Origin of the sequence: Ramlibacter sp. MMS24-I3-19 (assembly GCF_050320135.1) — a bacterium.
Lineage (GTDB): Bacteria > Pseudomonadota > Gammaproteobacteria > Burkholderiales > Burkholderiaceae_C > Ramlibacter.
Genome location: NZ_CP190017.1, coordinates 1210850 through 1236245, shown reverse-complemented (window position 1 = coordinate 1236245; position 25396 = coordinate 1210850). Strand labels below are relative to the sequence as shown.

The following is a 25396-nucleotide window of genomic DNA, read 5'->3' as shown; positions in this document are numbered from 1 at the left end:
TGCGCCATGAACGATCACTCAGTCCCGCGCCAGCGGGAGCTCGAGCTCTGGGCGGGGCCGGAATGCACGGTCAACCGCGTTGGTGACCGCTACCTCGACCAGATGCGCTACAGCGGCTTCGAGCGCCGCCTGGACGACCTGGACCGGCTCGCCTCGCTCGGCATCCGCCGCATGCGCTTTCCGCTGCTGTGGGAACGCACCGCGCCGAACGGGCCGGCCAGCGCCGACTGGCGCTGCGCCGAGGAGCGCCTGCAGCGGCTGCGCACGCTCGGCGTGCAGCCGATCGCGGGCCTGCTGCACCACGGCAGCGGACCGCGGCACACCAGCCTGGTGGACCAGCGCTTTCCGGAGCTGCTGGCCGAGTACGCCGGCGCCGTCGCCGAACGCTTTCCCGACATCCCGGCGTACACGCCCGTCAACGAGCCACTGACCACGGCGCGATTCTCCGGCCTGTATGGCACCTGGTACCCGCACGGGCGCAGCGACCGCGAGTTCGTGCGCTGCCTGCTGGGCGAGGTGCAGGGCACCATGCTGGCGATGCGCGCCATCCGGCGCGTGAACCCGCAGGCGCAGCTGGTGCAGACCGAGGACCTGGGCTACACCACCGTCGCCACGCCGCGGCTGCAGTACCAGGCCGACTTCGAGAACGACCGGCGCTGGCTCAGCTTCGACCTGCTGTGCGGCCGCGTGACGCGCGAGCATCCGCTGTGGAATTACCTGCGGCACCACGGCGCGAGCGAAGACGAACTGCTGGCGATGGTCGACGAGCCCTGCCCGCCCGACATCCTGGGCATCAACGCCTACATCACCAGCGAACGCTTCCTCGACGACCGGCTCACGCTGTACCCCGAGCACCTGCGCGGCGGCAACGGCCGCGACGCCTATGCCGACGTGGAAACCGCGCGGGTGCTCGGCGCACACATCGGCGGCTTCCAGGCGCGGTTGCGCGAGGCCTGCGAACGCTACGAGCGGCCGGTCGCGATCACCGAGGTGCACCTGGGCTGCACGCGCGAGGAGCAGCTGCGCTGGCTCGGCCAGGCCTGGACCTCGGCGCAGCACCTGCGCGACGAAGGCCTCGACGTGCGCGCGCTCACCGTGTGGGCCGCGTTCGGCACCTTCGACTGGGACAGCCTGGTCACGAAGGAGCAGGGGCACTACGAGCCCGGGATGTGGGACGTGCGCGGCGGCGACGATCCGCGGCCGACGGCCCTGGCGACGCTGGCGCGCGAGCTGGGCCACGGGCGCAAACCCAGCCATCCGGTCCTCGAGGGGCCGGGCTGGTGGCAGCGCGACCTGCGGCTGCTCTACCCGCACCACGGCGAGCTGGAATCGCACGCCGTCATCGGCAAGCCGCTGCTGATCACTGGCGCGACCGGCACGCTGGGCCGTGCATACGCGCGCCTGTGCGACATGCGCGGGCTGCCCTACAAGCTGCTCACCCGGCAGGACATGGACATCGCCGATCCGGCGTCGGTGGCCGCTGCGCTGGACCGCTGGCAGCCGTGGGCCGTCGTCAACACCGCGGGCTACGTGCGCGTCGACGATGCCGAGACGGATCCTCGCAACTGGCGCGAGAACGTCGAGGGCCCGCTGGTGCTGGCGCGCGCCTGCGCCGAGCGCGGCGTGCGGCTCATGAGCTTCTCGTCGGACCTGGTGTTCGATGGCCGCAAGTCGCAGCCCTATGTCGAGACCGATCCCACCGCGCCGCTGTGCGCCTACGGTCGCACCAAGGCCGAGGCGGAGCAGCGCATCCTGGCGGTCGCGCCCGACACGCTGATGGTGCGCACGGCGGCCTTCTTCGGCCCATGGGACAGGCACAACTTCGTGACGCAGGCGCTGGCGGCGATGCGGCGCGGGGAGCCCTGGCATGCCGCGCACGACCAGTGGGTGTCGCCCACCTACGTGCCGCACCTCGTGCAGACCTCGCTGGACATGCTGGTGGATGGCGAGCACGGCCTGTGGCACCTCGCCAACCGCGGCGCGGTGAGCTGGTTCGAGCTGGCGCAGCTGGCAGCGGAAGCCGCGGGACTGGACCGCTCGCTGGTGCACGCACGCAGCGGCGCCGAACTCGGCCAGGTGGCCTGCCGCCCGCGCTACTCGGCGCTGGACAGCGAGCGCGGAATGGTGATGCCGACGCTGGAGGCGGGGCTGGAGCGCTATCTCGACGAGGTGGAGCTGCCGGCCTGAGGGCTGTCATTGCGGGCTTCGGCCCGCAATCCAGTCCGTGGCCTCAGAACACCACGTTGTAGTTGTTGCCCTTGAAGCCCAGCACGGCGCTGTCCTGCTTCACCTCACGCAGCTGCACGCCCTGGCCCAGGTCGGCGCCCTCGCGCATCACCTGGCCGTTGACGATCAGCAGCCGCTTGGCCGGATCGGGTGAATAGACCGAGCCGCTGATCACCAGCTTGGGCGCATCGGCAGGCAACCCGCGCACGGGCTGCTGCTGCGCTGTCGATGCAGACACGGCTGGCGCGTTGCGCGACGGGTTCTGGCCCACGCCGAACGGCGGGACGACGCTCGCAGGTGCGGGGGCAGGCACCGCCGCCGTCGGGGGTGCCGGTGCGACTGCGGCCGGGGCCGCGTTCGCATTGGTTGGCGCGCCCGGCGTGGTGCCCGGCGTCTGCATCGCGGGCATTGGCGGCGACTGCACGGGCGAGTGGACGCCAGGCGCCGTCATCGCCGGCAGCGGCGTCACCGGCGCGGGCGCCGGCACCGGGGCGGGCGTCGGTACAGGTGCGGGGGCGACGACCACGGCCGGCGATCCCATGTTGGGCGTCCCCGGTGCCGTGACGCTGGACCCACCGGGCCCGCCCATCGCGGTGCCTTGGGGCGCCACGCTGCCGCCTTCGGGTGGCGTGCCGGGCGGCGCGCCGAAAGGACGGCCACCGAACGGCACGGACTCCTTCACCTGCGACTGCGCCGGGGCCATGCCCGCCACCGCAGCGACGAGCACCAGCAGGGTGGATGGCAGGACACGCATGGCGAATTCCTCCAGGTCAATCGGTGGCCGGCACCAGCAGGCGGCCCTGGTGCCCGGCCTCGCGGTACTGCGCGAGCACCGTGCGCGCGACCTGCTGCACGGCCTCCCGTTTGCACAGCGCGACGCAGGCGCCGCCGAAGCCGGCGCCGGTCAGCCGCGCGCCCAGCACGCCGGGCTGGCGCTGCAGCAGGTCGACCAGCAGGTCCAGCTCGGGCGTGGACACCTCGTAGTCGTCGCGCAGGCTGGCATGCGAGGCGTTCATCAGTTCACCGAAGGCCTTCGGATCGCGGCAGTCGACCGCCTGCAGCACGCGGCGGTTCTCGGTGAAGACGTGGCGCGCACGCTTGCGCGGGAGCTCGGGCAGGTTCTCGATGTATTCGAGGTGATCCACGTCGCGCAGCGATTCCACCCCGAGCAGCCGCGCGGCTTCCTCGCATTCGGCGCGGCGCTGGTTGTAGCCGCTGGTGGCCAGTGATCGCGCCACGCCCGAGTCGAGCACCAGCACCGCGCTACCCTCGGGCAGCGGCACCATGCGGCGCTCCAGCGAACGCGTGTCCAGCAGCAGCGCGCGATCGGTGGCAGCGAGGCTGGACGCCATCTGGTCCATGATCCCGCAGCGCACGCCCGCATCCTGGATCTCGGCCTGCTGGGCCAGTTGCGCGATGCGCACGTCGTCCAGCTGCAGGCCGAGCAGCTCGCGCAGGCAGCGCAGCGTGGCCACCTCCAGCGCGGCGCTCGACGACAGGCCGACGCCCATCGGCACGTCCGAGGCGACGTGGATGTCCAGCCCCGGGATGTCGACACCCTCCTCGTGCACCAGCCGCAGGCAGCCGAACACATAGCTCGCGAAATGCTCGGTCGGCGGATCCTCGAAGCTGAATTCGACCGCGCTGCCAAGTTCGGCCGCATGGAGGCGGAAGGTCGAGCCGCCGTTGCGCGCCATCGCCACGCGCGTCTGCTGCGGGATGGCCACCGGCAAGACGAAACCGTCGTTGTAGTCGGTGTGCTCGCCCAGCAGGTTCACCCGGCCGGGCGCATGCGCTTCGGCATGCGGCAGGACATGGAACACCTGCTCGAAATCGTGCGCGCATCCCGAACGCGGGTGTTCGGCCTTGGCTGCGACCTCGGCTTCCAATGCAACGTGACTCATGAGAGCGACACCTCCACTTGCTGCAATTCCCTGGCCTTCTCTTCCGGCAGCGCGTCCATCGCGAACAGGCCGGCCGCGATCTCGGTGCCGGCGAGGTACTTCAGCCGGTCGCGCGTGCGGTACGGCGGATAGATCTCGGCGTGCAGGTGCATCTCGGGATGCGGCTGCCCGTCGGTGGGCGCCTGGTACCAGGCCATCAGGTAGGGCAGCGGCCGGTCCCACAGCGCGTCGTACTTGAGCAGCACGGTCTTGAGCGCGCGTGCGAGGTCCGCGCGTTCGGCGGGCTCGAGCTGCGCAAAGCCGGGCACGTTGCGGATCGGCGCGACCCACACCTCGTACGGATAGCGCGCACACACCGGCACGAACGCCACGGCATGCGGTCCCGCATAGACGATGCGCTCGCCGTTCGCACGCTCGGCCTCGATCAGCATCTCCAGCGGCCCGCGGCCGTGCTCGGCGCGGTGCTGCGCGGCGACCTGCAGCATGCGCGCAGGCACCGGCGGCACGACGGGGTACGCGTAGATCTGGCCGTGCGGATGGTGCAGCGTGACGCCGACCTCGGCACCGCGGTTCTCGAACGGCAGCACGTACTGGATCTCCGCACGCTCGCCCAGGCGCTGCGTGCGATCGCCCCAGACCTGCAGCAGCAGCTCGATGTGGTCCAGCGGCAGGCGGCCCAGTGCGCCCTTGGGGTCCTGCGTGAACACCACCACCTCGCAGCGGCCCTGCGCCTGCGCGGTCGGCACGATCAGGTGCGGTGGCGGATCGCCGCCCGAGGCCGGCACGCCCAGCGACGGGAAGCGGTTGTCGAACACCGCGATGTCCCAGGCGCCCGCGGGCACCTCGGTCGGGTTGTCGGTGCTCACGGTGGGCGCGAGCGGGTTGTATTCGGGCGGCGGCAGGAAGGTGCGTCCCTGCCGGTAGGCCGCATAGGTGACCCACTCGCCGCGCAGCGGATGCCAGCGCAGGTGCGGCGAGGCATTCAGCGGCTCCGGGAACGGGCTCGGCGCCCGCAGCCCGCCCTCGATCGGCGCGCGCGCATACAGCGTCAGCGGGCGTCCGTCGGGCTTGGTGAGGTCGAGCCGGTGCATCACAGCGTCCCCGGGATCCAGGTGCGCGATTCGATGGTCGCCTTGCGGATCCGCTCCAGCGGCACCTTGGGCGAGCGGTCGGCGTTGAGCAGGCCGTTCGCCTCCTGGTAGGTGTCGGCGAACTGCGTGTAGCAGAAGCCGCTGAAGAGGGCCGTGTGGATGATGGTGTGCAGCAGCTCCTCGTAGAGGCGCGCGAACTCCTGCTCACTCTCGGCCTTGGTGTAGCCCCAGATCTTCTTGACGCCCGGCTCGGGCTTGTTCTGGAAGGCGATGCCGCCGAACTCGGTCAGCATCACCGGCTGGCCGCGGTGCGGGTAGCCGTCCAGCGTGAGCACGCGGCCGCCGGGGCGCCGGCGATCGAACAGCTGGTCCGGCGGGATCTCCGCGCCATAGCGCTGCCGGATGTGCGCCATGTTGGCGTCGTAGTCGTGGATGCCGATGATGTCGGTGGCGCTCGATTCCCAGCCGTCGTTGCCGATCACGGGACGTGTCGCATCCAGCGTCTTGGTCAGGTGGTACAGCGCCTCCACCGCATGGCGCTGCTCGCGCACCGCCGTGAGCTCGGGCACGCCCCACGACTCGTTGAACGGCACCCACACGATGATGCAGGGGTGGCTGTAGTCGCGGTCCATCGCCTCGGTCCACTCGCGCACGATGCGCTTGATGGCCGTGCGCGTGAACCGGTACGCCGACGGCATCTCTTCCCAGACCAGCAGCCCCAGCTTGTCGGCCCAGTACAGGTAGCGGGGATCCTCGATCTTCTGGTGCTTGCGGACGCCGTTGAAGCCCATCGCCTTGGCGAGCTCGACGTCGCGCTTCAGGGCCTCGTCGCCCGGCGCGGCCAGTAGCGTCTCGGGCCAGTAGCCCTGGTCCAGCACCAGCCGCAGCACGTAGGGCCGGCCGTTGAGCATGAAGCGGTCGCGCAGGATGTTCACCGAGCGCAGCGCCGTGTACGACGTGAACTCGTCGATCACCTTGTCGCCCTGCAGCAGGCGGATGCGCGCATCCAGCAGCGTCGGCCGCTCGGGGCTCCACAACAACTCGTTGCGGAAGTCGTCGATGCCCGGATCCGACAGCACGATGTAGCGGTCGACCTCGTTGTCGATGACCTGGTAGCGGTCCTTCGCCAGCAGGCGCTCGCCGTGGCTGAGGCTGATCTCCACCGAGAGGTCGTCCAGCGCGTCGCCGCGCACGCGCACCTCGAAGCCGATCTGGAAGCCCTCAACGCGGGGGGTCCAGCGCACCTTGTCGACATAGGTGCGCGGCACGCGCTCGAGCCAGACGGTCTGCCAGATGCCCGTGGTGCGCGGATACCAGATCGAGTGCGGCTCCAGCTGCCAGTCCTGCTTGCCGCGCGGCTTGGTGAGCTCGTGCGGGTCGTCCTCGGCGCGCACGGTGACCACCTGGCGGCCGGAGGGGTCGAGCATGCCGGTGATGTCGACCCAGAACGGTGTGTGGCCACCCTCGTGCGTGGTGGCGAGCTTGCCGTTGACCCAGACCTTGGCGGCGTAGTCGACCGCGCCGAAGCGCAGGATCACGCGCTCCTTGCCGGGCTTGATGTCGAAGTCCTTCTGGTACCAGCAGACCGTGTGGAAGCCCTGGTCGTTGATTCCGCTGGCGCGCGACTCGGGCGGGTACGGGACCGTGATCTGCTGCGGCCAGTGGTCGATGTCCTGCGGGCCGGCGAAGGCCTGGTCGTCGTCGTAGCAGAAGCGCCAGGGTCCGTTCAGGCAGGTCCAGTTCGCGCGTTGCAGTTGCGGGCGCGGGTAGGCGAAATCCAAGACTTGTTCTCCTTTGCGGCCAATCGGGGCTCCCCCTCGGAGCCGGTCCGCGCCGCGTTCGCCGACACGCGAACGCAGCCGGCTACACCGTGTGGCCGGGGCGATCCAGCCAGGCGAACAGCCCGGTGACGGGCTGCCCCTGGTCGATGCGCAGAGGATGCCGGGACAGGCGGCGCACGGCGAAACCGTGTTGCCCGGCGAGCATCCGGATGTAACCCTCCGCGTGCGCATACCGCAAACTCATGCGCAGCTCCCAGTCGCTCGCGCCGTCGGCCGCTTCCACGGAGAAACAGAACTCGCCGCCTGCGCGCAGGGCGCACGCGGCCGCGGCGAACACAGCTTCGAGCGCCCCGACGTAGATGAACACGTCCGCCGCGAACAGGAGGTCGTGCGCGCGCGGCGCCGCGCGCAACGCGTCGACCAGGTCAGCCTGTTGCACCTCGTCATAGAGACCTCGCGCACGCGCACGCTCGACCATGACCGCGGACAGGTCCACCCCGGCAAGCCGGTCGCAGCGCGAACGCAGCAGCGGCGCTGCCAGGCCGGTGCCGCAGCCCAGGTCGAGCGCGCTGCCGTAGCGTGCGCGAGCCAGGCCCTCGCACAGCAGTTCGGGGCCGCGGTAGTGCAGGCCATGCACCAGGTGCTCGTCGAAGCCTTCCGCATAGCTGTCGAACAGCTGCTCCACGTAGTGGCGCGGCGGCGCGGCGACCGGCTGCTGCTCGAGCGCACCGAGCGCAAACCGCACCAGGTCCGGATCGGCACCGTGCGCCAGTGCTTCGCGGTACGCGTTCCGTGCGTCGCCGTGCAGGCCGCGCTCACGCTGCAGCGTCGCGCGCAGCAGCCAGGCCGCGCCGTTGGCGGGCTGCAGGCGCACGGCCTGGCCGACAGCGTCGAGTGCCTCTTCGGCACGGCCGAGTTCCGCCAGGCCGCCCGCGAGGTGGCCCCACGCTTCGGCATTCGCGGGCTCGGCCGCCACCGCTTCGCGCAGCACGGCGACCGCGTCGTCGGCGCGGCCGAGCTTCAGGCGCGAGGCCCCGAGATTCGTGAGGGTGGATGGCCGACCGGGCACAAGGTCCAGCGACGCGGCAAAGCACCGCTCGGCGGCCTCCATGCGGCCGGCCTGGTAGTGCGCGATGCCGTCGAGGAAGAACTGGCGGGCCTGCTCGAACGTGCCGGTGGACTGCGACATCGCGCGAGCTTAGCGAGCCGCACCTGCCGGCCGGCGACCACCTGCGACAATCGAACGATGACTTTTGCACCGCTGCGCAACGACACGTTCCTGCGCGCCTGCCGCCGCCTGGCCACGCCGTACACGCCGCTGTGGCTGATGCGCCAGGCTGGGCGCTACCTGCCCGAATACCGCGCCACACGCGCGCGCGCCGGCAGCTTCATGGGGCTGGCCACGAACGTCGACTACGCGACCGAGGTGACGCTGCAGCCGCTGGAGCGCTATCCGCTGGACGCCGCGATCCTGTTCTCCGACATCCTCACCGTGCCCGATGCGATGGGCCTTGGCCTGAGCTTCGCGCTGGGCGAGGGGCCGAAATTCGCGCATCCGGTGCGCGACGAGGCGGCGGTGCAGGCGCTGGCCGTCCCGGACATGGAGAAGCTGCGCTACGTGTTCGACGCCGTCACGTCGATCCGCAAGGCGCTGCAGGGGCGCGTGCCCCTGATCGGCTTCTCCGGCAGTCCGTGGACGCTGGCCTGCTACATGGTCGAGGGCCAGGGCTCGGACGACTACCGGCTGGTGAAGACCATGCTGTACAGCCGCCCGGACCTGGTGCATCGCATGCTGGCCGTCAACGCCGATGCGGTGGCCGCGTACCTGAATGCGCAGATCGACGCTGGCGCGCAGGCGGTGATGGTGTTCGACAGCTGGGGTGGCGTGCTCGCCGATGCCGCCTTCCGCGAGTTCAGCCTGGCGTACACGGCGCGCGTGCTGGCGCAGCTGAAACGCGAGCATGAGGGCGTCTCCATCCCACGCATCGTCTTCACCAAGGGCGGCGGCCTGTGGCTGGACGCGATGCGCGAGCTCGATTGCGACGTGCTCGGCGTCGACTGGACCGTGAACCTCGGCCGCGCGCGCGAGCAGGTGGGCGCCAGCAAGGCGCTGCAGGGCAACCTGGATCCGAACGTGCTGTTCGCGCCTCCGCCGCGCATCGAGGCCGAGGTGCAGGCCCTGCTGGCGAGCTTCGGCGCGCCGCACACGGGATCGGGGCAAGGGCCGTCGCTGATCTTCAACCTGGGCCATGGCATCAGCCAGCACACGCCGCCGGAGCACGTGGCCGTGCTGGTCGATGCGGTGCATCGCCTGTCGCGCAGGGAGCTCCCGGGCTGAGCAGTCATCGGGGCATCTCCTAGTGGACAGCCCCGCCGCGCGGCGGTTCGTCTTGACTTATGCACAAAACCGGTGTTGCGGCGCAACGAGACTGCCGGGTTGGCCTCCGCCGCGCTACGATTTCGATAGCCGAGCTAAGTGCTTGATTTTGCTTGGATTGTCGGAATGCCGCTTTTCCGGGCAGCGCAGCCAAACCCTTGATTTTTCGCGGTTCGGACAGGCTCGACCGCAGGCTATCAACAAAGTTATCCACAATTCCCGTGGACAGTGTCGAATCACTTGCGAATCAAGGACTTGGGCGCGATTTCGAAGCTCGACATGAAGAATTTGTTTCATCCATGAGCGCGGGGCTCCATCGCCTCGACGTGGTGGTGGCGGCGCCAGCGCACGCCGGGCTTGGCGCCGCGCTCACGTACCGCAGCGACCGCGAGCTGGCTCCCGGCAGCCTGGTGCGGGTGCCCTTGGGGCGGCGCGAGGTGCTGGGCGTGGTGTGGGCCCCGGCCACCCAGGAACCGTTGCACGAGGAGAAGCCGATCGCCGGCGCACTCGAGGGCATTCCGCCGCTCTCCGAGGCGTGGCGACAGTTGGTTGCCTTCTCTGCAAGCTATTACCAGCGCTCCGCCGGCGAGGTGGCGCTGGCCGCGTTGCCACCGCAACTGCGCGACCTGACCCCCGTGCAGTGGCAGCGGCGACTGGCCCGCAAGGCAGCGGACGCCGGGGGGCATCGCAGGGCGAGGCGCCGGCCCTCACGTCCGAGCAGCAGGCCGCGCTGGACACGCTGCACGCCGAAGCCGGGCCGTTCCTGCTGTTCGGCGCGACCGGCAGCGGCAAGACCGAGGTCTACCTGCGCGCCACGGCCGAGGCACTCGCCGCCGATCCGCAATCCCAGGTGCTGGTCATGGTGCCCGAGATCAATCTCACGCCGCAGCTGCAGCAGCGGTTCGTCGAGCGCTTCGGCGCCTCGTCCATCGTGGCGATGCACAGCGGCATGACCGGACCGCAGCGGCTGAAGGCCTGGCTGGCCGCGCACACCGGCACCGCCCGCATCGTGCTCGGCACCCGCATGGCCGTGTTCGCCTCGATGCCGCGCCTCGCGCTGGTGGTCGTCGACGAGGAGCACGATCCCAGCTACAAGCAGCAGGAAGGGGCGCGCTACTCGGCGCGCGATCTGGGCATCTACCGCGGGCGGCTCGAGGGCGCGAAGGTGCTGCTGGCCTCCGCCACGCCGTCGCTGGAGAGCTGGCATGCCAGCGAGCGCGGCCGCTACAAGCGGCTGGCCATGCCCTCGCGCGTCGGCCAGGGACGGCTGCCGCAGGTGCGGCTGGTGGACATGAACCTCCAGCCGCGCCACACCGCCATCTCGCCGCAGCTGCTGGCGGCGATCGAGGCGCGCATCGCCCGCGGCGAACAGGCGCTGCTGTTCCTCAACCGGCGCGGCTATGCGCCGGTGCTGGCCTGCACCGCCTGCGACTGGAAGAGCGAGTGCCCGCATTGCAGCGCGTACCGCGTGTTCCACAAGATCGATCGCACGCTGCGCTGCCATCACTGCGGCTTTACCGAGCGCGTGCCGCGCGCCTGCCCGACCTGCGGCAACCTCGACATCGCGCCGCTCGGTCGCGGCACCGAGCGGCTGGAGGAACACCTGGCCGAATTGCTGGCGGCCACGCGCCGTCCCGACGGCCAGCCGGTGCGCATCGCCCGCATCGACGCCGACACGGCGCGCCGCAAGGGGGCGCTCGATGCGCAGCTGGCGCAGGTGCATGCGGGCGAAGTGGACGTGCTGGTGGGCACGCAGATGGTCACCAAGGGCCACGACTTCCGGCGCATCACGCTGGTGGCCGCGCTCAATGCCGACTCCGCCCTTTTCTCCAGCGACTTCCGCGCGCCGGAACGCCTGTTCGCGCTGCTGATGCAGGCGGCGGACCGGGCCGGGCGCGACGCTGCACGCGCCGAGGCCAGCGAGATGTGGGTGCAGACGCTGCACCCGACGCATCCGCTCTTCGCGGCGCTGCGCAAGCACGACTTCCCCGCGTTCGCCGCCCAGCAGCTGGAGGAGCGCGAGGCCGCGTCGATGCCGCCGTTCGCCTACCAGGCGCTGGTGCGGGCCGACGCGCGCACGCAGGAGACCGCGCAAGAGTTCCTGCGCACGGTGGCCGCGGCATCGGCGCAGCTGGCCGACGCGCCGCAGGTGACGGTCTATCCGCCGGTGCCGATGGCGGTGCAGCGGGTGGCCGACGTCGAACGGGCGCAGATGGTGGTGGAGAGCACCTCGCGCGTCGCGCTGCAGCGGTTCCTGGCCGCGTGGCACCCGCTGCTGCAGGACAGCCGCCTCAAGGGCCTGATCCGCTGGGCGATCGACGTGGACCCGCTGGCGATCTGACGCCGGCGTTCAGCGCTGCGGCGCGTGCCGGCTCAGCTTGTCGATCCGGATGTCGAGCACCACGCCATTCGACGATCCGTCGACCCGCAATTGCACGGAGTTCAGGCCCTGGCTGTCGAAGTCTTTCAGCCACGGGTGCCGGGGCAGCGACAGGTCTTGGAAGACGTCGGTGCTGCCGGGACCGCTGGCCAGGCGGATGCCGAAGCTGCCGTTCGGGTAAGTCGTGCCGTCCACCGCCGGCGCGATGCCACCGATGTCGATCATGTCCTCGGCGTTGCCGCCCAGGTCGTTGAACATGGTCACGTGCACGTCGTAGGCCACGATGGTGTGAGGGCCCACGGAGACGGTCAGCGGCAGCACCGCGGGCGCGCCGTAGAACGCGATCTGCGGGATCGGCGTGGACAGCGGCGCCGCGTCCGCGTCCCACGCGAAGCGTCCCTGCACCCGAGTACCCACGGGCGCGAGGTCCGTGGCGTAGGTGACCACGCCTTCGAACTCGAAGCCCACGGTGCCCGCCGATGCCGCGCCGGCCCACGCTAGCGCCACTGCGGCGGCCCAGCCCATGATGATCCTCTTCATCCCGTCCTCCCATGTGGTCGTGCAAGCTTCGCGACGCAGGCGATGCGGGACAAGACCGTCCACCAGCAGGCCGCCGCCTCCTGTCGGTGACGTGCAAGCAGTCGTCAGCGCAGGTTCACTCGGCGTGCTTCAACCGCAAGGCCAGCTCGTACAGCGCGTTGCGCGAGCCGCCGGTGATCTCGGCGGCGAGCTTGACGGCGGTCTTCATCGGCAGCTCGGGCAGCAGCAGTCGCAGCACGCGCTCGCCGTCGTCGGAACCCGCGGCCTGCGGCTCGCCGTGCAGCACCAGCGCGAACTCGCCACGTGTGCGCTGCGGGTCGGCGGCCAGCCAGCCAGGCAGCTCGGCGCACGCGAGCGTGGCCACCTGCTCGAACTGCTTGGTGAGCTCGCGCCCGACCGTCACTCGCCGTGCGCCCAGCAACGCCAGCGCCTTCGCCAGCGCCTCGATGCGGTGCGGCGCTTCCAGCAGCACCACCGCGCGCGGCTCGCCGGCGAGGGCCTGCACCGCGGTCTCGCGCTCGCCCGCCTTCGCGGGCAGGAAACCCACGAACACGAACCCGCCCTCCTCGACCGAGCCCGCGGCGCTCAGCACCGTGGTCACGCTGCTCGCGCCCGGCAGCGGCACCACGCGCAGGCCCGCGCCCTGCACCGCCGCGACCAGGCGCGCGCCCGGGTCGCTGACGGCCGGCGTGCCGGCGTCGCTGGCATAGGCCACGCGCTCGCCCGCTTGCAACCACGCCACCACCTGTTGCGCGGCCTGCGCTTCGTTGTGCTGGTGCAGGGCCAGCATCCGGTCGCCGGGGCGATCGATGCTGTACGCGCGCAGCAGCTGCTGCGTGTGGCGCGTGTCCTCGCACGCAACGCGATCGGCCAGCTGCAGCACGTGCAGCGCGCGCAGCGTGACGTCCCCCAGGTTGCCGATGGGGGTGGCCACGAGATAGAGCGCCCCGTGCGGATAATCCTGCGCGCCCACCGCGGTGCGTGCGGCCTGCAGGGCGGCGGCGAAGGAAGCGGCGCTGGACGACAAGGGTGGGTTCCGATGCAAAGAGGGCTGCAGCCGCCCGCGCGCGGCACGACGACCAAGGCACTGGGCGATGCGGCCGAAGACCGCGCGCTCGACCACATGCGCCGGGCCGGCCTGCAGCTGGTGGCGCGCAATTATCGGACCCCGGGCCGCGGCGGCGGCGAGATCGACCTGGTGATGCGCGATGGCGCCACGCTGGTGTTCGTCGAGGTGCGTCGCCGTGCCTCGGGCGGTCACGGCGGCGCCGCCGGCAGCATCGGCTTCGTCAAGCAGCGCCGCATCGTGTACGCGGCGCGGCATTTCCTGCTGCGCCTGGGCGCCCCGCCGCCCTGCCGTTTCGATGTGGTCACCATCGAAGCGGAACAGGTCACGTGGTTGCGGGCGGCGTTCGATGCGGGCTAGTGCCCCAATGCCCGCATCCGCCCGAAGTACTCGCGCATGACGCCGCGCAGCCGGTCGGCGCCCGGGCGGCCCCAATCCCTCTGCAACTCGCACGCCAGTCCCAGCACGGTGATCGACACCGCCCCTGCCTGGGTCATCCGCTGCATGGCGCTGTCATGCGCGACCTTGCTGACCCCGCCGATGGCGTCCGCGACCACGAACACCTCGTAGCCCTCGCGCAGCGCGTCCAGGGCCGGGAAGGCGACGCACACCTCGGTCCAGAGGCCGCCAGGATCAGCTTCCTGCGCTGCGTGCGTTCGACGGCGCCGCGGAAGTCCGGGTCCTCCCAGGAATTCATGCTCGTGCGGTCGATCTCCGGCACACCGGGCAAGACGTCGCGCAATTCCGGATTCGTCCCCGACATGCCGTGCTTCACGTAGACCGTGCTCAGCACCACGGGCAGTTCGAACGCGGTGGCCACGCGGCCGAGCATCGTGACATGCTCGATCAGGTCGTTGCGCCCGACCGACCCTACGCCCGCGTACTGCTCCGGCTGGTAATCGATGAGCGCGAGCACCGCGTTGCGCGGCGTCAGCAGGGGATCGGGATCGCGGACGGGGGTGGCGTCGGCCATGGCTGCCTCCTGGGTTGCGGGATGCGGTGCGGCCATTCTGGAACTGCGACGCGGCGGCGGCAATTTCGCGCCAGTTATCATCCCCCGCCATGCTCGAACAACGGATCCAGCAGCACTTCATCGACAGCGCCGACCTGAAGTACCAGGCTGCGCAGGTGCTGAGCAAACCCATCGCCGCCGGCGTGCAGGCCCTGCTTGCTTGCGTCACCAGCGGCGGCAAGGTGCTCTCGTGCGGAAACGGCGGCTCGGCCGCCGACGCCCAGCACTTCTCGGCCGAATTCGTCGGCCGCTTCGAGCGCGAGCGGCCCGAACTGGCCGCGGTCGCACTCACCACCGACACCTCCATCCTCACCGCCGTCGCCAACGACTACGACTGGAACCGCGTCTTCTCCAAGCAGGTGCGCGCGCTGGGCCAGGCGGGCGACGTGCTGCTGGCCATCTCCACCAGCGGCAACTCGGCCAACGTGCTCGCCGCCATCGAGGCCGCGCACGAGCGCGAGATGACCGTCATCGCGCTCACCGGCCGTGGCGGCGGCAAGATCGGCGCGCTGCTGCGCGAGACCGACGTGCACATCTGCGTGCCGCACGAACGCACCGCCCGCATCCAGGAAGTCCACCTGCTCACGCTGCACTGCCTGTGCGACGGGGTGGACGCGCAACTGCTCGGAGACCAGGAACCCACCGCATGACCCTTTCGCTGCCCCGCCTCGCCCTCACCACCCTCGCGGGCTGCTGCCTTGCCGCCGCCCTGTCCGCCTGCGCGCCGCTGATGCTCGGTGGCGCCGCCATGACGTCGCTGGTCGCCGTGGACCGCCGCACCTCGGGCGCCCAGCTGGAGGACGAAGGCATCGAGCTGCGTGCGGCCGCGCGCCTGCGCGACGCCATGGGCGAGCGCGTGCACGTCAATATCACCAGCTACAACCGCCAGGTGCTGCTCACTGGCGAGGTGCCGAGCGAGCAGGACAAGCAGGCCGCCGAACAGCTGGTGAGCAAGGTCGAGAACGTGCGCGGCGTGATCAACGACCTGGGCGTGATGAGCGCCTCATCGTTCAGCCAGCGCTCGTCGGACACGCTGGTCACCGGCAAGGTCAAGGCCTCGCTGGTCGACGACAAGCTGCTGCAGGCCAACGCATTCAAGGTGGTCACCGAACGCGGCACCGTCTACCTGATGGGCCTGGTGACCCCGCGGGAGGCCGACCGCGCGACCAACCTCACGCGCGGCGTCGGCGGCGTGGAGCGCGTGGTGCGCGCGTTCGAGATGATCAGCGACGAGGACATGCGCCGCATCGCCACCACGCCGCTGAAGCCCGACACCACGCCGCGGCAGGCGCCCTGAGGGGAAGCGAAAGCGGACTTCCAAACGCAGAAGGCGCAGAAGTTCCGCAGAAAGCGCAGAAGGATTCAGTTTTCGACGGGGCCGGTCGATGCGCAGCGTGGCCAGGTTCGCCGCGCACCACCTTCACAGGTTTGTTCTGCGCCTTCTGCGCGCCTTCTGCGTCTTCTGCGTTGGGGAGTTCTGGCTCCCGCCCTACTTCAGCCGCTTGATCAGCGACGACGTGTCCCAGCGGCTCCCACCCTGCTGCTGGACGTCGGCGTAGAACTGGTCCACCAGCGCGGTCATCGGCAGCCGCGCGCCGTTGCGCTTGGCTTCCTCGAGCGCGATGCCCAGGTCCTTGCGCATCCAGTCGACCGCGAAGCCGAAGTCGAACTTGTCGGCGATCATGGTCTTGCCGCGGTTGTCCATCTGCCAGCTCTGCGCGGCGCCCTTGCCGATCACCTCCAGCACCTGCTCCATGTCCAGGCCGGCCTTCATGCCGAACGCGATGGCCTCGGACAGTCCCTGCACGAGGCCCGCGATCGCGATCTGGTTGACCATCTTGGCCAGCTGGCCCGCACCGCTGCCGCCCAGCAGCGTGAACGCACGCGCGAACGCCATCGCGACCGGCCGCGCGGCCTCGAACGCCTGCGCATCGCCGCCGCACATCACGGTGAGCATCCCGTTCTGTGCCCCCGCCTGGCCGCCCGACACCGGCGCGTCGACGAACTTCAGTCCCTTGGCTGCAGCCGCGGCCGACAGCTCGCGGGCCACATTGGCCGAAGCCGTCGTGTGGTCGATGAACACCGCGCCGGGCTTCATCCCGGCCAGCGCGCCATCGGCGCCCAGCACGACGGAGCGCAGGTCCTCGTCGTTGCCCACGCAGCAGAACACCAGCTCGCAGCCGGCCACTGCCTCGCGCGGCGTCGGCGCGGACTTGCCCTTGAACTCGCCGGTCCAGGCCTTCGCCTTGGCTGCGCTGCGGTTGTAGACCGTCACGTCGTGCCCGGCCAGGGCCAGGTGCCCCGCCATCGGGAAGCCCATCACGCCCAGGCCGAGGAAGGCCACCTTGCGGGCCGGGGTGGACTCGTAGCTCTTCGGGTTCGTGCTGGGCATCGAGGTGGTCTCCTTGGAATGAAGGCCGGATTCTAGGAGGGCCCCGACAGCAGGCGCCATCTCATCGGACACGGTTGCCGGATGATGCGCGCGTGCCCCGAGGAGCTGATGGCATGACAGTGGCGACGCGACTTCCCTGCGACGAGGCGCTGCTGCGAGGCGGCGAGCCTGCAGTCGGCGTCGATCGCATGTGCAAGCGCTGGGTGCTTGCCGCCGCCATCCTCGGCTCCAGCCTCGCCTTCGTCGATGGCACGGTGATGAACATCGCGCTGCCTGCCATCCAGCAGGCGCTGGGCGCGTCGGCGGCCCAGGTGCAGTGGGTGGTCGAGGCGTACGCATTGCTGCTGTCGGCGCTGCTGCTCGCAGGGGGCGCGATGGGCGACCGCCTCGGCCGCCGCCGCACCTTCCTTGCCGGCATCGTGCTGTTCGCTCTGGCTTCGCTGGCCTGCGCGCTCGCGCAGACGGTGCACCAGCTGATCGCCGCGCGCAGCGTGCAGGGCGTGGGCGCGGCCCTGCTGGTGCCGGGCAGCCTTGCCCTGATCAGTGCCACGTTTCCGGAGAGCGAACGCGGCCCGGCCTTCGGCACCTGGGCGGCCTTCAGTGGCATCACGTCGGCCATCGGGCCGCTGGTGGGCGGCTGGCTCGTCGACCAGGCGTCGTGGGCGTGGGCCTTTGCGGTGAACCCGCCGGTCGCGGTGCTGCTGCTGTGGATCACGATCCGGCATGTGCCCGATGACCGGCCGGCCCCGGCGCGTTCGCGCTTCGACGCCGCCGGCGCGGTGTGGGCGACGCTGGCGCTCGGCGGCGCGGTGTTCGCGTTCACCGAAGCGCCCGCGCGCGGCTGGCTCGCGCCGTCCGTGCTGGGCGCAGCCGCCGTCGCGGCCACCGCGCTGGCGGCGTTCGTGCGGGCCGAGCGCCGCCACCCCGCACCGATGGTCCCGTTCGCGCTGCTGCGTAACCGTGCGTTCAGCGGCGCCAACGTGCTCACGCTGCTGCTGTATGCGGGACTGGGCGGCGGCCTGTTCTTCCTGCCGCTCAACCTCGTGCAGGTGCAGGGACTGTCGGCGACGGCGGCCGGCGCCGCGCTGCTGCCCTTCATCCTCGTGATGTTCGTGCTCTCGCGCTGGGCCGGCGGCCTGGTGCAGCGGCACGGCGCGCAACTGCCGCTGGTGGCGGGTCCCGCGCTGGCGTCCGCCGGCTTCGCCCTGCTCGCCTGGCCCGGCGTGGGCGCGAGCTACTGGGCCGGGTTCCTGCCCGGCGTGCTGGTGCTCGGCCTGGGCATGTCGATCGCGGTCGCGCCGCTGACCACCGTCGTGATGGCGGCGGTGCCGCCGGCTTCGGCGGGCGTCGCCTCGGGCATCAACAACGCGGTGTCGCGCGTCGCCGGCGTGCTCGCCATCGCGGTGTTCGGCTGGCTGCTGGCGAGCGTGTTCGATCCGCACCTGCGCGCGGCCCTCACCGGCACCGTGCCGCCGGACCTTGCCGATGCGGCGTGGGCCCAGCGTGGCAGGCTCGCGGCCCTGCAGCCTCCCGCATCCGCATCGCCCGAAGCGGCGTTGGCCATCCGCGGTGCGACCAAGGCCGCCTTCGTCGCCGGCTTCCGCGCCGTGATGCTCACCAGCGCCGCACTGGCCCTTGCGAGCGCGTGGGTCGCCTGGGCCACGATCCCTCGCGGCGAAGTGAAGCCCCACCCGGGGCGCTGAAGAACGAAGCCGGGCATGGCCCGGCTTGGTCGTCCGCGAATGCTCCGGTGATCAGACGATCGCCAGATGCTCCGTACCGGACGACAGGTCCTGCGTCTTCGCGCGCTGCGAATTCAGCTTGATCTGCAGCCGCAGGTCGTTCACCGAGTCGGCGTTCCGCAGCGCGTCCTCGTAGGTGATCACGTTGTTCTCGTAGGCGTCGAAGAGTGCCTGGTCGAAGGTCTGCATGCCCAGGTTGCGGCTCTTCTTCATGATCTCCTTGATCTCGGAGACCTCGCCCTTGAAGATCAGGTCGCTGATCAGGGGCGAGTTGAGCATCACCTCCACCATCGCCGAGCGGCCCTTGCCGTCCTGCTTGGGCACCAGGCGCTGCGAGACCATCGACTTCAGGTTCAGCGACAGGTCCATCAGCAGCTGCTGCCGGCGCTCTTCGGGGAAGAAGTTGATGATGCGGTCCAGCGCCTGGTTGGCGCTGTTGGCGTGCAGCGTGCAAAGGCACAGGTGGCCGGTCTCGGCGAACGCGATCGCGTGTTCCATCGTCTCGCGGTCGCGCACCTCGCCCATCAGGATCACGTCGGGCGCCTGGCGCAGCGTGTTCTTCAGCGCGGCTTCCCAGCTGTCGGTATCCAGCCCCACCTCGCGCTGCGTCACCACGCAGTTCTTGTGCGGGTGCACGAATTCCACCGGGTCTTCGATCGTGATGATGTGGCCGTAGCTCTGCTCGTTGCGCCAGTCGATCATGGCCGCGAGCGTGGTCGACTTGCCCGAGCCGGTGGCGCCCACCAGCACGACCAGCCCGCGCTTGGCCATCACCACGTCCTTCAGCACCTGCGGCACGCCCAGCTTGTCGATCGTGGGCAGCACCTGCGGAATCACCCGCAGCACCATGCCCACCTTGCCCTGCTGCACGAACGCGTTGACGCGGAAGCGACCGATGCCGGGCGGCGAGATCGCGAAGTTGCACTCCTTGGTGCGCTCGAACTCGGACGCCTGCTTGTCGTTCATGATCGACCGCGCCAGTGCCATCGTGTGCTGGCCGGACAGCGGCTGGGGCGATACCTTGGTGACCTTGCCGTCGACCTTGATCGCGGGCGGGAATTCGCCGGTGATGAACAGGTCGCTGCCATTGCGGCTGACCATCAGCTTCAGCAGGTCGTTGATGAATTTACTGGCCTGGTCGCGTTCCATGTTCGCTCGCTCCTCTGCTCGCTCAGCCCGGGAAGTTCTCGGGGATCTTGGCCTTGCTGCGAGCTTCCGCCGCGCTGATCACGTTGCGCTTGACCAGGTCGGTGAGGTTCTGGTCCAGCGTCTGCATGCCGAAGTTGTTGCCGGTCTGGATGGCCGAGTACATCTGCGCGACCTTCGCTTCGCGGATCAGGTTCCGGATGGCCGAGGTGCCCAGCATGATCTCGTGCGCCGCGACCCGGCCGTTGCCGTCCTTGGTCTTGCACAGCGTCTGCGAGATCACGGCCTGCAGCGATTCGGACAGCATCGCGCGCACCATCTCCTTCTCGTCGGCCGGGAACACGTCGATGATGCGGTCGATGGTCTTGGCGGCGCTGGACGTGTGCAGCGTGCCGAACACCAGGTGGCCCGTCTCCGCCGCGGTCATCGCCAGCCGGATGGTCTCCAGGTCGCGCATTTCGCCCACCAGGATGCAGTCCGGGTCCTCGCGCAGCGCGGACTTCAGCGCCGCCGCGAACGACAGCGTCATCGGGCCCACCTCGCGCTGGTTGACCAGGCACTTCTTGGACTCGTGCACGAACTCGATCGGGTCTTCGACCGTGAGGATGTGGCCGTACTCGGTCTCGTTGAGGTAGTTCACCATCGCAGCCAGCGTGGTGGACTTGCCCGAGCCCGTGGGGCCCGTCACCAGCACCATGCCGCGCGGCTTGAGCGCCAGCTCGCCGAAGATCTTCGGCGCGTTGAGCTGCTCGAGGCTCAGGATCTTGGAGGGAATGGTCCGGAACACGGCCGCGGCGCCGCGGTTCTGGTTGAAGGCGTTGACGCGGAAGCGCGCCAGTCCTTCGATCTCGAACGAGAAGTCGCACTCGAGGAATTCCTCGTACTGCTTGCGCTGCCCGTCGTTCATGATGTCGTACACCATGGCGTGCACCTGCTTGTGGTCCAGCGCGTCGATGTTGATGCGGCGCACGTCACCATGCACGCGGATCATCGGCGGCAGGCCGGCGGACAAGTGCAGGTCCGAGGCCTTGTTCTTCACGCTGAATGCCAGCAGCTGGGTAATATCCACGAGTCCCTCTGTATTGTTCAGGTAAGCGCCGGCTGATTATGACGACGATTGGAAACAACCTCCAAGCCGTCCGGGAGCGGATCGCCACCGCCTGTGCCGGTGCGCAACGCCCAGTGACCGAAGTCACGCTGCTCGCCGTGTCGAAGACATTCGGCCCGGAAGCGGTGCGCGAGGCGCACGCCGCGGGCCAGCGCGCGTTCGGCGAGAACTACATCCAGGAAGCCGTCGAGAAGATCGCGTTGCTCGCCGACCTGCCACTGCAATGGCATTGCATCGGCCCGGTCCAGAGCAACAAGACGCGACTCGTCGCGCAGCACTTCGACTGGGTCCACACGGTCGATCGCCTGAAGGTGGCGCAGCGCCTGTCGGAGCAGCGCCCCGACGACAAGCCGCCGCTGAACGTCTGCATCCAGGTGAACATCGATGGCGGCGCGTCCAAGTCGGGCGTCGCGCCGGAGGAAGCACTCGATCTCGCGCGCGAGGTTGCCGCGTTGCCGCGATTGCGGCTGCGCGGGCTCATGACCATCCCCGAGCCTGCCGCGACCTACGACGCGCAGGTGGCCGTGCACGCGCAGGCCGCGGCACTGTTCCACGACCTGCGCGATGCGGGCCTGCAGCTCGACACGCTGTCGATGGGAATGACCGCGGACCTCGAGGCCGCCATCGCGGCGGGCAGCACGATGGTGCGCGTGGGCACGGCCATCTTCGGCGGCAGGCCGCGGCACGCGGCGTGAGGCCCGCACCACGGTGCGCTGTGGAACAATCCACGCCCCACCGTCGAGTACATCCATGAACATCCGCCAACGCAACAACGTCCACGTGGACGGCGCCGGTGCCGCCACCATGGTGTTCGCCCATGGCTTCGGCTGCGACCAGAACATGTGGCGCAAGGTGGCGCCCGCCTATGCGGGCCGCTACCAGACCATCCTGTTCGACCTGGTGGGCAGTGGCCAGTCGGACCTGAAGGCCTACAGCCGCAGCAAGTACGGCACCCTGCAGGGCTATGCCGGCGACGTGCTGGAGATCGTCCAGGAATTCGCGACCGGGCCGGTGGTGTTCGTCGGCCACTCGGTGAGCGCCATGATCGGCATGCTGGCCAACCTCGAGGCGCCCGAGCGTTTCGCTGCGCAGGTGATGATCGGCCCGTCGCCGTGCTACCTGAACGACGGCGACTACGTCGGAGGCTTCGAGCGCAACGACATCGAATCGCTGCTCGACACGCTGGAGAGCAACTACCTCGGCTGGTCCAGCAACATGGCGCCGGCCATCATGGGCGCGCCCGAGCAACCCGAACTGGCGCAGGAGCTCACCAACAGCTTCTGCCGCACCGACCCGGACATCGCGAAGCACTTCGCGCGGGTCACCTTCCTCTCGGACAACCGCGCCGACCTGCCGAAGCTGCACACGCCGACGCTGATCGTGCAATGCAGCGACGACATCATTGCCCCGCGCACCGTCGGCGACTACATGCACCGCGTGCTTCCCGACAGCGAGCTGGTGGTCGTGCAGAACGAAGGGCACTGCCCGCACCTGAGCGCGCCGGTCCCTGCGCCGACGCCATCGACCGCTTCCTGGCCCGGCACGCACTCTGACCCGATGGACCCCGTCCAAGCACCGTCCGACGAGGTGCAGCAGGCACTCGATGCCCTGCCCTGCGGCGTGGTGCAGGCCGGTCCGGATGGCGTCATCTCGCGCGTGAACGCCACCCTGTGCCAGTGGCTCGGCTACGAGCGCGACATGCTGCTGGGTCTCCGCCTGCAGGACCTGCTCACCGTGGGCGGCCGTATCTTCCACCAGACGCACCTGGCGCCGCTGATTCAGATGCAGGGCTCGGTGTCCGAGGTGAAACTGGATTTCCGGCGCCGCGACGGCACCACGGTGCCGATGGTGCTGAACGCGCAGCGGCGCCAGACCCCGCACGGACCGGTGGCGCACATCGCGACGTTCGTCGCCCGCGACCGCGACAAGTACGAGCGCGAACTGCTTCTCTCGCGCCAGCGGCTGGAGGTGCTGGTGGAGGAAGCCAAGGCGCACCAGGACGCGGCCAGGGACCGTGCCCTCTTTGCCGAACAGATGATGGGCATCGTCAGCCACGACCTGCGGAATCCCCTGTCGACCATCCACATGGGGGCCCAGCTGCTCACCCGCACCGAGACGCGTCCCCAGCAGCTGAGCGTGCTTGGCCGGATGACACGCGCCACCGACCGCGCCCACCGCCTCATCAACGACCTGCTGGACTTCACACAGGCGCGTCTGGGCAAGGGCCTCGCGGTGTCTCCCGCGCCATTCCCGCTGCATACCCTGGTCGCGGAGGTGGTGGACGAGCTCGGGCAGGCCTTCGCCGACCGCGCCGTCGTCCACGAGCGCATGGGTGACGGCGAGTGCGTGGCCGACGCCGACCGCATCGGTCAGCTGGTGGGCAACCTGGTGGGCAACGCCGTCGCCTACGGCCGCGCCGATGCGCCGGTCACGGTGCGGTCCGAGGTGCACGACAACTACTTCGCCATCGCCGTCCACAACACCGGCACGCCGATCCCGCTCGATGCGCAGGCGACGCTCTTCCAGCCGCTGGTGCGCGGCACCGAGGAGGGCGCCACGCGCAGCGTGGGCCTGGGGCTCTACATCGTCAGCGAGATCGCCAAGGCCCATGGCGGCCACGTGGCGGTGAGCTCCAGCGCGGACGCGGGCACGCTGTTCCTGGCCCGCTTCCCGCGCAGCACGCGCGCCCCGACCTAGTTCCAGTCCTTGTCCGGCTGCGGATTGAGCCGCCTGGCCGCCTGCACCACGTCTTCCAGGTCGACCGGATCGCTGTACGGGTCCTCGTCGACGCGCGTCACGCGATTGAGTTCCTTCTGCCAGCGGCGCAACTCCTGGACGTAGGCATCGTCGGGCACGCGACGCAAGCGGCCGTCGCCATCCACCAGGTCGCAGAGGCCGTTGTGCAGCCACTCGCCGGTGTGCCAGTCCGGCATGTCGACCGCCGGGAACAGGCAGATGCCGTGCAGGTCCATGCCGCGGTTGACCGCCGCCATCGACTCGTTCATCACGTCGCGCAGCCAGTCGGGGCGGCCCTTGCCCATGCCGCTGGTCTCGGCGATCACCATCGGGCGGTGGTAGCGGTCCCACACGCGCTGAAGCAGGTCGCACAGCGGCTGGATGCCGGGGCTGCCGGGCGGCAGCGCCTTGTGCGGTCCGTGCTCGCGGTACTCCATCTGCCCGAACGAATAGTTGTTGGCGCCGACGATGTCCAGCACCTCGGGCGAACCACCGAGCTCGGGATGCTCCTTGCCGTACAGGATGTCCCACGCGAGGAACGCATCGACGAAGGTCTCGTGGTCGGCCGCCGCCTTCTGGTCGGGCCGGTCCGGTGGGGGCACCACCTGGATCAGCGGATCGACGTGCACCATGCGCGCGTCGGGCAGCACCTCGCGCAGCGCCTTCACGCCCGCGATCGCGGCGCGGCACAGCGCCACCCGCAGCTTCTCGCGACCCGCGCGGTCCTTGCAGTACGGCGCCACCCAGCCCCACTCGCCGCCGGCGAACGCGAAGAAGGTGATCTCGTTGATCGGCGTGAAGTAATACGGTCCGTCCAGCTGCTGGGACACATGCCGCGCGGCGGCACGGCAGTAGTCCGCGAAGCGCTCGGCGAAGGCATCGTCGAACGGGTCGGCGTCATCGGGATAGCCGTAATGGCACAGGTCCCAGATCGGCGTGATGCGGCTGCGCTTCATCGCGTCGATCACCGGCGCCGTCATCGAGAAGTCGTACTGGCCACCGCCGCGATCCGCCATTGGCCACGGAATGCCTTCGCGCGCGACCGCGATGCCCAGGCTCTCCAGCAACTCGTAGTCCTGCTGCGCATGCTCGCGGTGCTGCGTCTCGGCGACCAGATCGCGCCGGCGCCCGTCCTTCCAGAGGAAGGTGGAGCATTCGAAGCCGGAGAGGAAGAAGGTCGGGAAGATGCCCGCGTGGTCGGTCTTCCGGTTGTCCGCGGACTTGTCGTGGTGGGCTCGGGTCATGCGGCCCGACTTGACCATGCCCGGCTGCAAACGGGGGTCGCGGGCGCTGTTGCGAAATGAAAAAGGGAGCGCCGCTACTCCGACCGGATCGGCTTGACCTGGCCACAGTCGGCGGACACCCACTTGCGATTGCCGTCGACCGTCGTCGTCTTCGGCGTGCCGTCCAGCTCGTCGGTCATGTCGGCGTGCAGCGCGTACGACTCGGGGCTGTTCACCGTCATCTGGACGTCCCCCGTGGAACGCGGCCTGGTGCACGTGTACGTGAGGTGGACCTTGCTGCCGCTGCGCTGCTGGTCTCTGTGGCAATCGGAGCGCGGGATGAACAGCTGGTTGCGCTCCACCATCTCGGGCGTCAGGCAGATCCGCATGCGCGACATGCCACCCGGCCCCGACCCGATCTCCATCCCGTGGGCGGCCATCATCGCCTCCGCCTGCTTGCGCTGGTCCGGCGGCAGCGACTCGATGTCCTTGCGCATCTTCGCGATGCGCGCCTGCATCTCGGGGTCGCCCTGCGGCCTCGCCTGCATGTCCCAGAGCCCGGGCTTGAGCGTCTGGGCGGCGAGCGGCATCGATGCGGCAAGGCATCCCGCCGCCAGGGTGAGGATCAGGACTCGCATGGCGATCTCCTCGCGGTGTGCGAGCCCATTCTGC

General features: G+C 69.9%; 22 protein-coding genes and 2 pseudogenes. 10 read left to right on the top strand and 14 right to left on the bottom strand.

Features of this window, described 5'->3' with window-relative positions:
• Positions 1-6: 6 nt before the first annotated feature.
• Positions 7-2187, top strand: a complete 2181-nt coding sequence (locus ACPWT1_RS06095; protein ID WP_427914496.1) for a family 1 glycosylhydrolase — start codon at positions 7-9, stop codon at positions 2185-2187.
• 43 nt (positions 2188-2230) lie between these two features.
• On the opposite strand, the gene ACPWT1_RS06090 is transcribed toward ACPWT1_RS06095, so the two are convergent.
• The 5 genes from ACPWT1_RS06090 to ACPWT1_RS06070 all read right to left on the bottom strand — a co-directional run bounded on the left by ACPWT1_RS06090 (position 2231) and on the right by ACPWT1_RS06070 (position 8191).
• Entirely contained in the window at positions 2231-2980 is a 750-nt protein-coding gene (locus ACPWT1_RS06090) for a general secretion pathway protein GspB (RefSeq protein ID WP_427914495.1), read from the bottom strand.
• A gap of 16 nt (positions 2981-2996) precedes the next feature.
• Positions 2997-4130, bottom strand: coding sequence for a galactokinase (galK, locus tag ACPWT1_RS06085; protein WP_427914494.1), 1134 nt, complete (start codon positions 4128-4130; stop codon positions 2997-2999).
• Positions 4127-5221 (bottom strand): galactose-1-phosphate uridylyltransferase, encoded by a 1095-nt coding sequence (gene galT / locus ACPWT1_RS06080; protein WP_427914493.1) that lies wholly within the window; start codon positions 5219-5221, stop codon positions 4127-4129. Before galT ends, galK begins: the two co-directional genes overlap by 4 nt.
• Entirely contained in the window at positions 5221-7002 is a 1782-nt protein-coding gene (locus ACPWT1_RS06075; protein ID WP_427914492.1) for a glycoside hydrolase family 2 protein, read from the bottom strand. The genes galT and ACPWT1_RS06075 overlap by 1 nt, the downstream gene beginning before the upstream one ends.
• Before the next feature lie 82 nt (positions 7003-7084).
• On the bottom strand, positions 7085-8191 hold the full coding sequence (locus tag ACPWT1_RS06070) for a methyltransferase domain-containing protein (RefSeq protein ID WP_427914491.1): 1107 nt from the start codon (positions 8189-8191) through the stop codon (positions 7085-7087).
• Positions 8192-8248: 57 nt separating this feature from the next.
• Between ACPWT1_RS06070 and hemE the strand changes: the two genes are divergently transcribed.
• Both hemE and priA read left to right on the top strand, forming a co-directional pair.
• A complete protein-coding gene (hemE, locus tag ACPWT1_RS06065) occupies positions 8249-9340 on the top strand; it encodes a uroporphyrinogen decarboxylase (RefSeq protein ID WP_427914490.1) in 1092 nt (363 codons plus the stop codon).
• 338 nt (positions 9341-9678) lie between these two features.
• A pseudogene (priA, locus tag ACPWT1_RS06060) lies at positions 9679-11720 on the top strand (replication restart helicase PriA).
• Positions 11721-11729: 9 nt separating this feature from the next.
• Here the strand turns inward: priA and ACPWT1_RS06055 are convergent.
• Together ACPWT1_RS06055 and rsmI are read right to left on the bottom strand one after the other, a co-directional pair.
• Positions 11730-12299: a hypothetical protein gene (locus tag ACPWT1_RS06055; protein ID WP_427914489.1), complete on the bottom strand. Its 570-nt coding sequence runs from the start codon at positions 12297-12299 to the stop codon at positions 11730-11732.
• A gap of 115 nt (positions 12300-12414) precedes the next feature.
• Positions 12415-13326: a 16S rRNA (cytidine(1402)-2'-O)-methyltransferase gene (gene rsmI, locus ACPWT1_RS06050; RefSeq protein WP_427914488.1), complete on the bottom strand. Its 912-nt coding sequence runs from the start codon at positions 13324-13326 to the stop codon at positions 12415-12417.
• A gap of 12 nt (positions 13327-13338) precedes the next feature.
• Here rsmI and ACPWT1_RS06045 point away from each other — a divergent pair, with 12 nt between their 5' ends.
• Positions 13339-13725, top strand: coding sequence for a YraN family protein (locus ACPWT1_RS06045; RefSeq protein WP_427914487.1), 387 nt, complete (start codon positions 13339-13341; stop codon positions 13723-13725).
• On the opposite strand, the gene ACPWT1_RS06040 is transcribed toward ACPWT1_RS06045, so the two are convergent.
• Both ACPWT1_RS06040 and ACPWT1_RS06035 read right to left on the bottom strand, forming a co-directional pair.
• Entirely contained in the window at positions 13722-13976 is a 255-nt protein-coding gene (locus tag ACPWT1_RS06040; RefSeq protein WP_427914486.1) for an isochorismatase family protein, read from the bottom strand. The two genes, ACPWT1_RS06045 and ACPWT1_RS06040, sit on opposite strands and share 4 nt — an antisense overlap.
• The gene (locus tag ACPWT1_RS06035; protein WP_427915641.1) at positions 13859-14338 is read right to left on the bottom strand and encodes a hypothetical protein; all 480 of its coding nucleotides are present in this window, start codon (positions 14336-14338) and stop codon (positions 13859-13861) included. Before ACPWT1_RS06035 ends, ACPWT1_RS06040 begins: the two co-directional genes overlap by 118 nt.
• An 89-nt stretch (positions 14339-14427) precedes the next feature.
• Between ACPWT1_RS06035 and ACPWT1_RS06030 the strand changes: the two genes are divergently transcribed.
• On the top strand, positions 14428-15027 hold the full coding sequence (locus ACPWT1_RS06030) for a phosphoheptose isomerase (RefSeq protein WP_427914485.1): 600 nt from the start codon (positions 14428-14430) through the stop codon (positions 15025-15027).
• Positions 15024-15674: a BON domain-containing protein gene (locus ACPWT1_RS06025; RefSeq protein WP_427914484.1), complete on the top strand. Its 651-nt coding sequence runs from the start codon at positions 15024-15026 to the stop codon at positions 15672-15674. Before ACPWT1_RS06030 ends, ACPWT1_RS06025 begins: the two co-directional genes overlap by 4 nt.
• Before the next feature lie 192 nt (positions 15675-15866).
• Here the strand turns inward: ACPWT1_RS06025 and ACPWT1_RS06020 are convergent, their stop codons facing one another.
• The gene (locus ACPWT1_RS06020; RefSeq protein ID WP_427914483.1) at positions 15867-16769 is read right to left on the bottom strand and encodes an NAD(P)-dependent oxidoreductase; all 903 of its coding nucleotides are present in this window, start codon (positions 16767-16769) and stop codon (positions 15867-15869) included.
• 113 nt (positions 16770-16882) lie between these two features.
• Here ACPWT1_RS06020 and ACPWT1_RS06015 point away from each other — a divergent pair, with 113 nt between their 5' ends.
• A complete protein-coding gene (locus ACPWT1_RS06015) occupies positions 16883-18472 on the top strand; it encodes an MFS transporter (RefSeq protein WP_427914482.1) in 1590 nt (529 codons plus the stop codon).
• Positions 18473-18523: 51 nt separating this feature from the next.
• Here the strand turns inward: ACPWT1_RS06015 and ACPWT1_RS06010 are convergent, their stop codons facing one another.
• Together ACPWT1_RS06010 and ACPWT1_RS06005 are read right to left on the bottom strand one after the other, a co-directional pair.
• The gene (locus ACPWT1_RS06010) at positions 18524-19660 is read right to left on the bottom strand and encodes a PilT/PilU family type 4a pilus ATPase (protein ID WP_427914481.1); all 1137 of its coding nucleotides are present in this window, start codon (positions 19658-19660) and stop codon (positions 18524-18526) included.
• A gap of 22 nt (positions 19661-19682) precedes the next feature.
• Positions 19683-20726: a type IV pilus twitching motility protein PilT gene (locus ACPWT1_RS06005; protein WP_427914480.1), complete on the bottom strand. Its 1044-nt coding sequence runs from the start codon at positions 20724-20726 to the stop codon at positions 19683-19685.
• Positions 20727-20764: 38 nt separating this feature from the next.
• On the opposite strand from ACPWT1_RS06005, the gene ACPWT1_RS06000 reads away from it, so the two are divergent.
• The 3 genes and pseudogenes from ACPWT1_RS06000 to ACPWT1_RS05990 all read left to right on the top strand — a co-directional run bounded on the left by ACPWT1_RS06000 (position 20765) and on the right by ACPWT1_RS05990 (position 23462).
• Complete coding sequence (locus tag ACPWT1_RS06000) at positions 20765-21460, top strand: YggS family pyridoxal phosphate-dependent enzyme (RefSeq protein ID WP_427914479.1); 696 nt, start codon at positions 20765-20767, stop codon at positions 21458-21460.
• A 55-nt stretch (positions 21461-21515) separates the two neighbouring features.
• Positions 21516-22318: pseudogene (locus ACPWT1_RS05995) on the top strand (alpha/beta fold hydrolase).
• A 4-nt stretch (positions 22319-22322) separates the two neighbouring features.
• On the top strand, positions 22323-23462 hold the full coding sequence (locus ACPWT1_RS05990) for an ATP-binding protein (RefSeq protein WP_427914478.1): 1140 nt from the start codon (positions 22323-22325) through the stop codon (positions 23460-23462).
• On the opposite strand, the gene ACPWT1_RS05985 is transcribed toward ACPWT1_RS05990, so the two are convergent.
• Both ACPWT1_RS05985 and ACPWT1_RS05980 read right to left on the bottom strand, forming a co-directional pair.
• Complete coding sequence (locus ACPWT1_RS05985; RefSeq protein ID WP_427914477.1) at positions 23459-24745, bottom strand: family 1 glycosylhydrolase; 1287 nt, start codon at positions 24743-24745, stop codon at positions 23459-23461. The genes ACPWT1_RS05990 and ACPWT1_RS05985 overlap by 4 nt on opposite strands.
• Positions 24746-24819: 74 nt before the next feature.
• Entirely contained in the window at positions 24820-25362 is a 543-nt protein-coding gene (locus ACPWT1_RS05980) for a DUF3617 domain-containing protein (protein WP_427914476.1), read from the bottom strand.
• Positions 25363-25396: the final 34 nt, after the last annotated feature.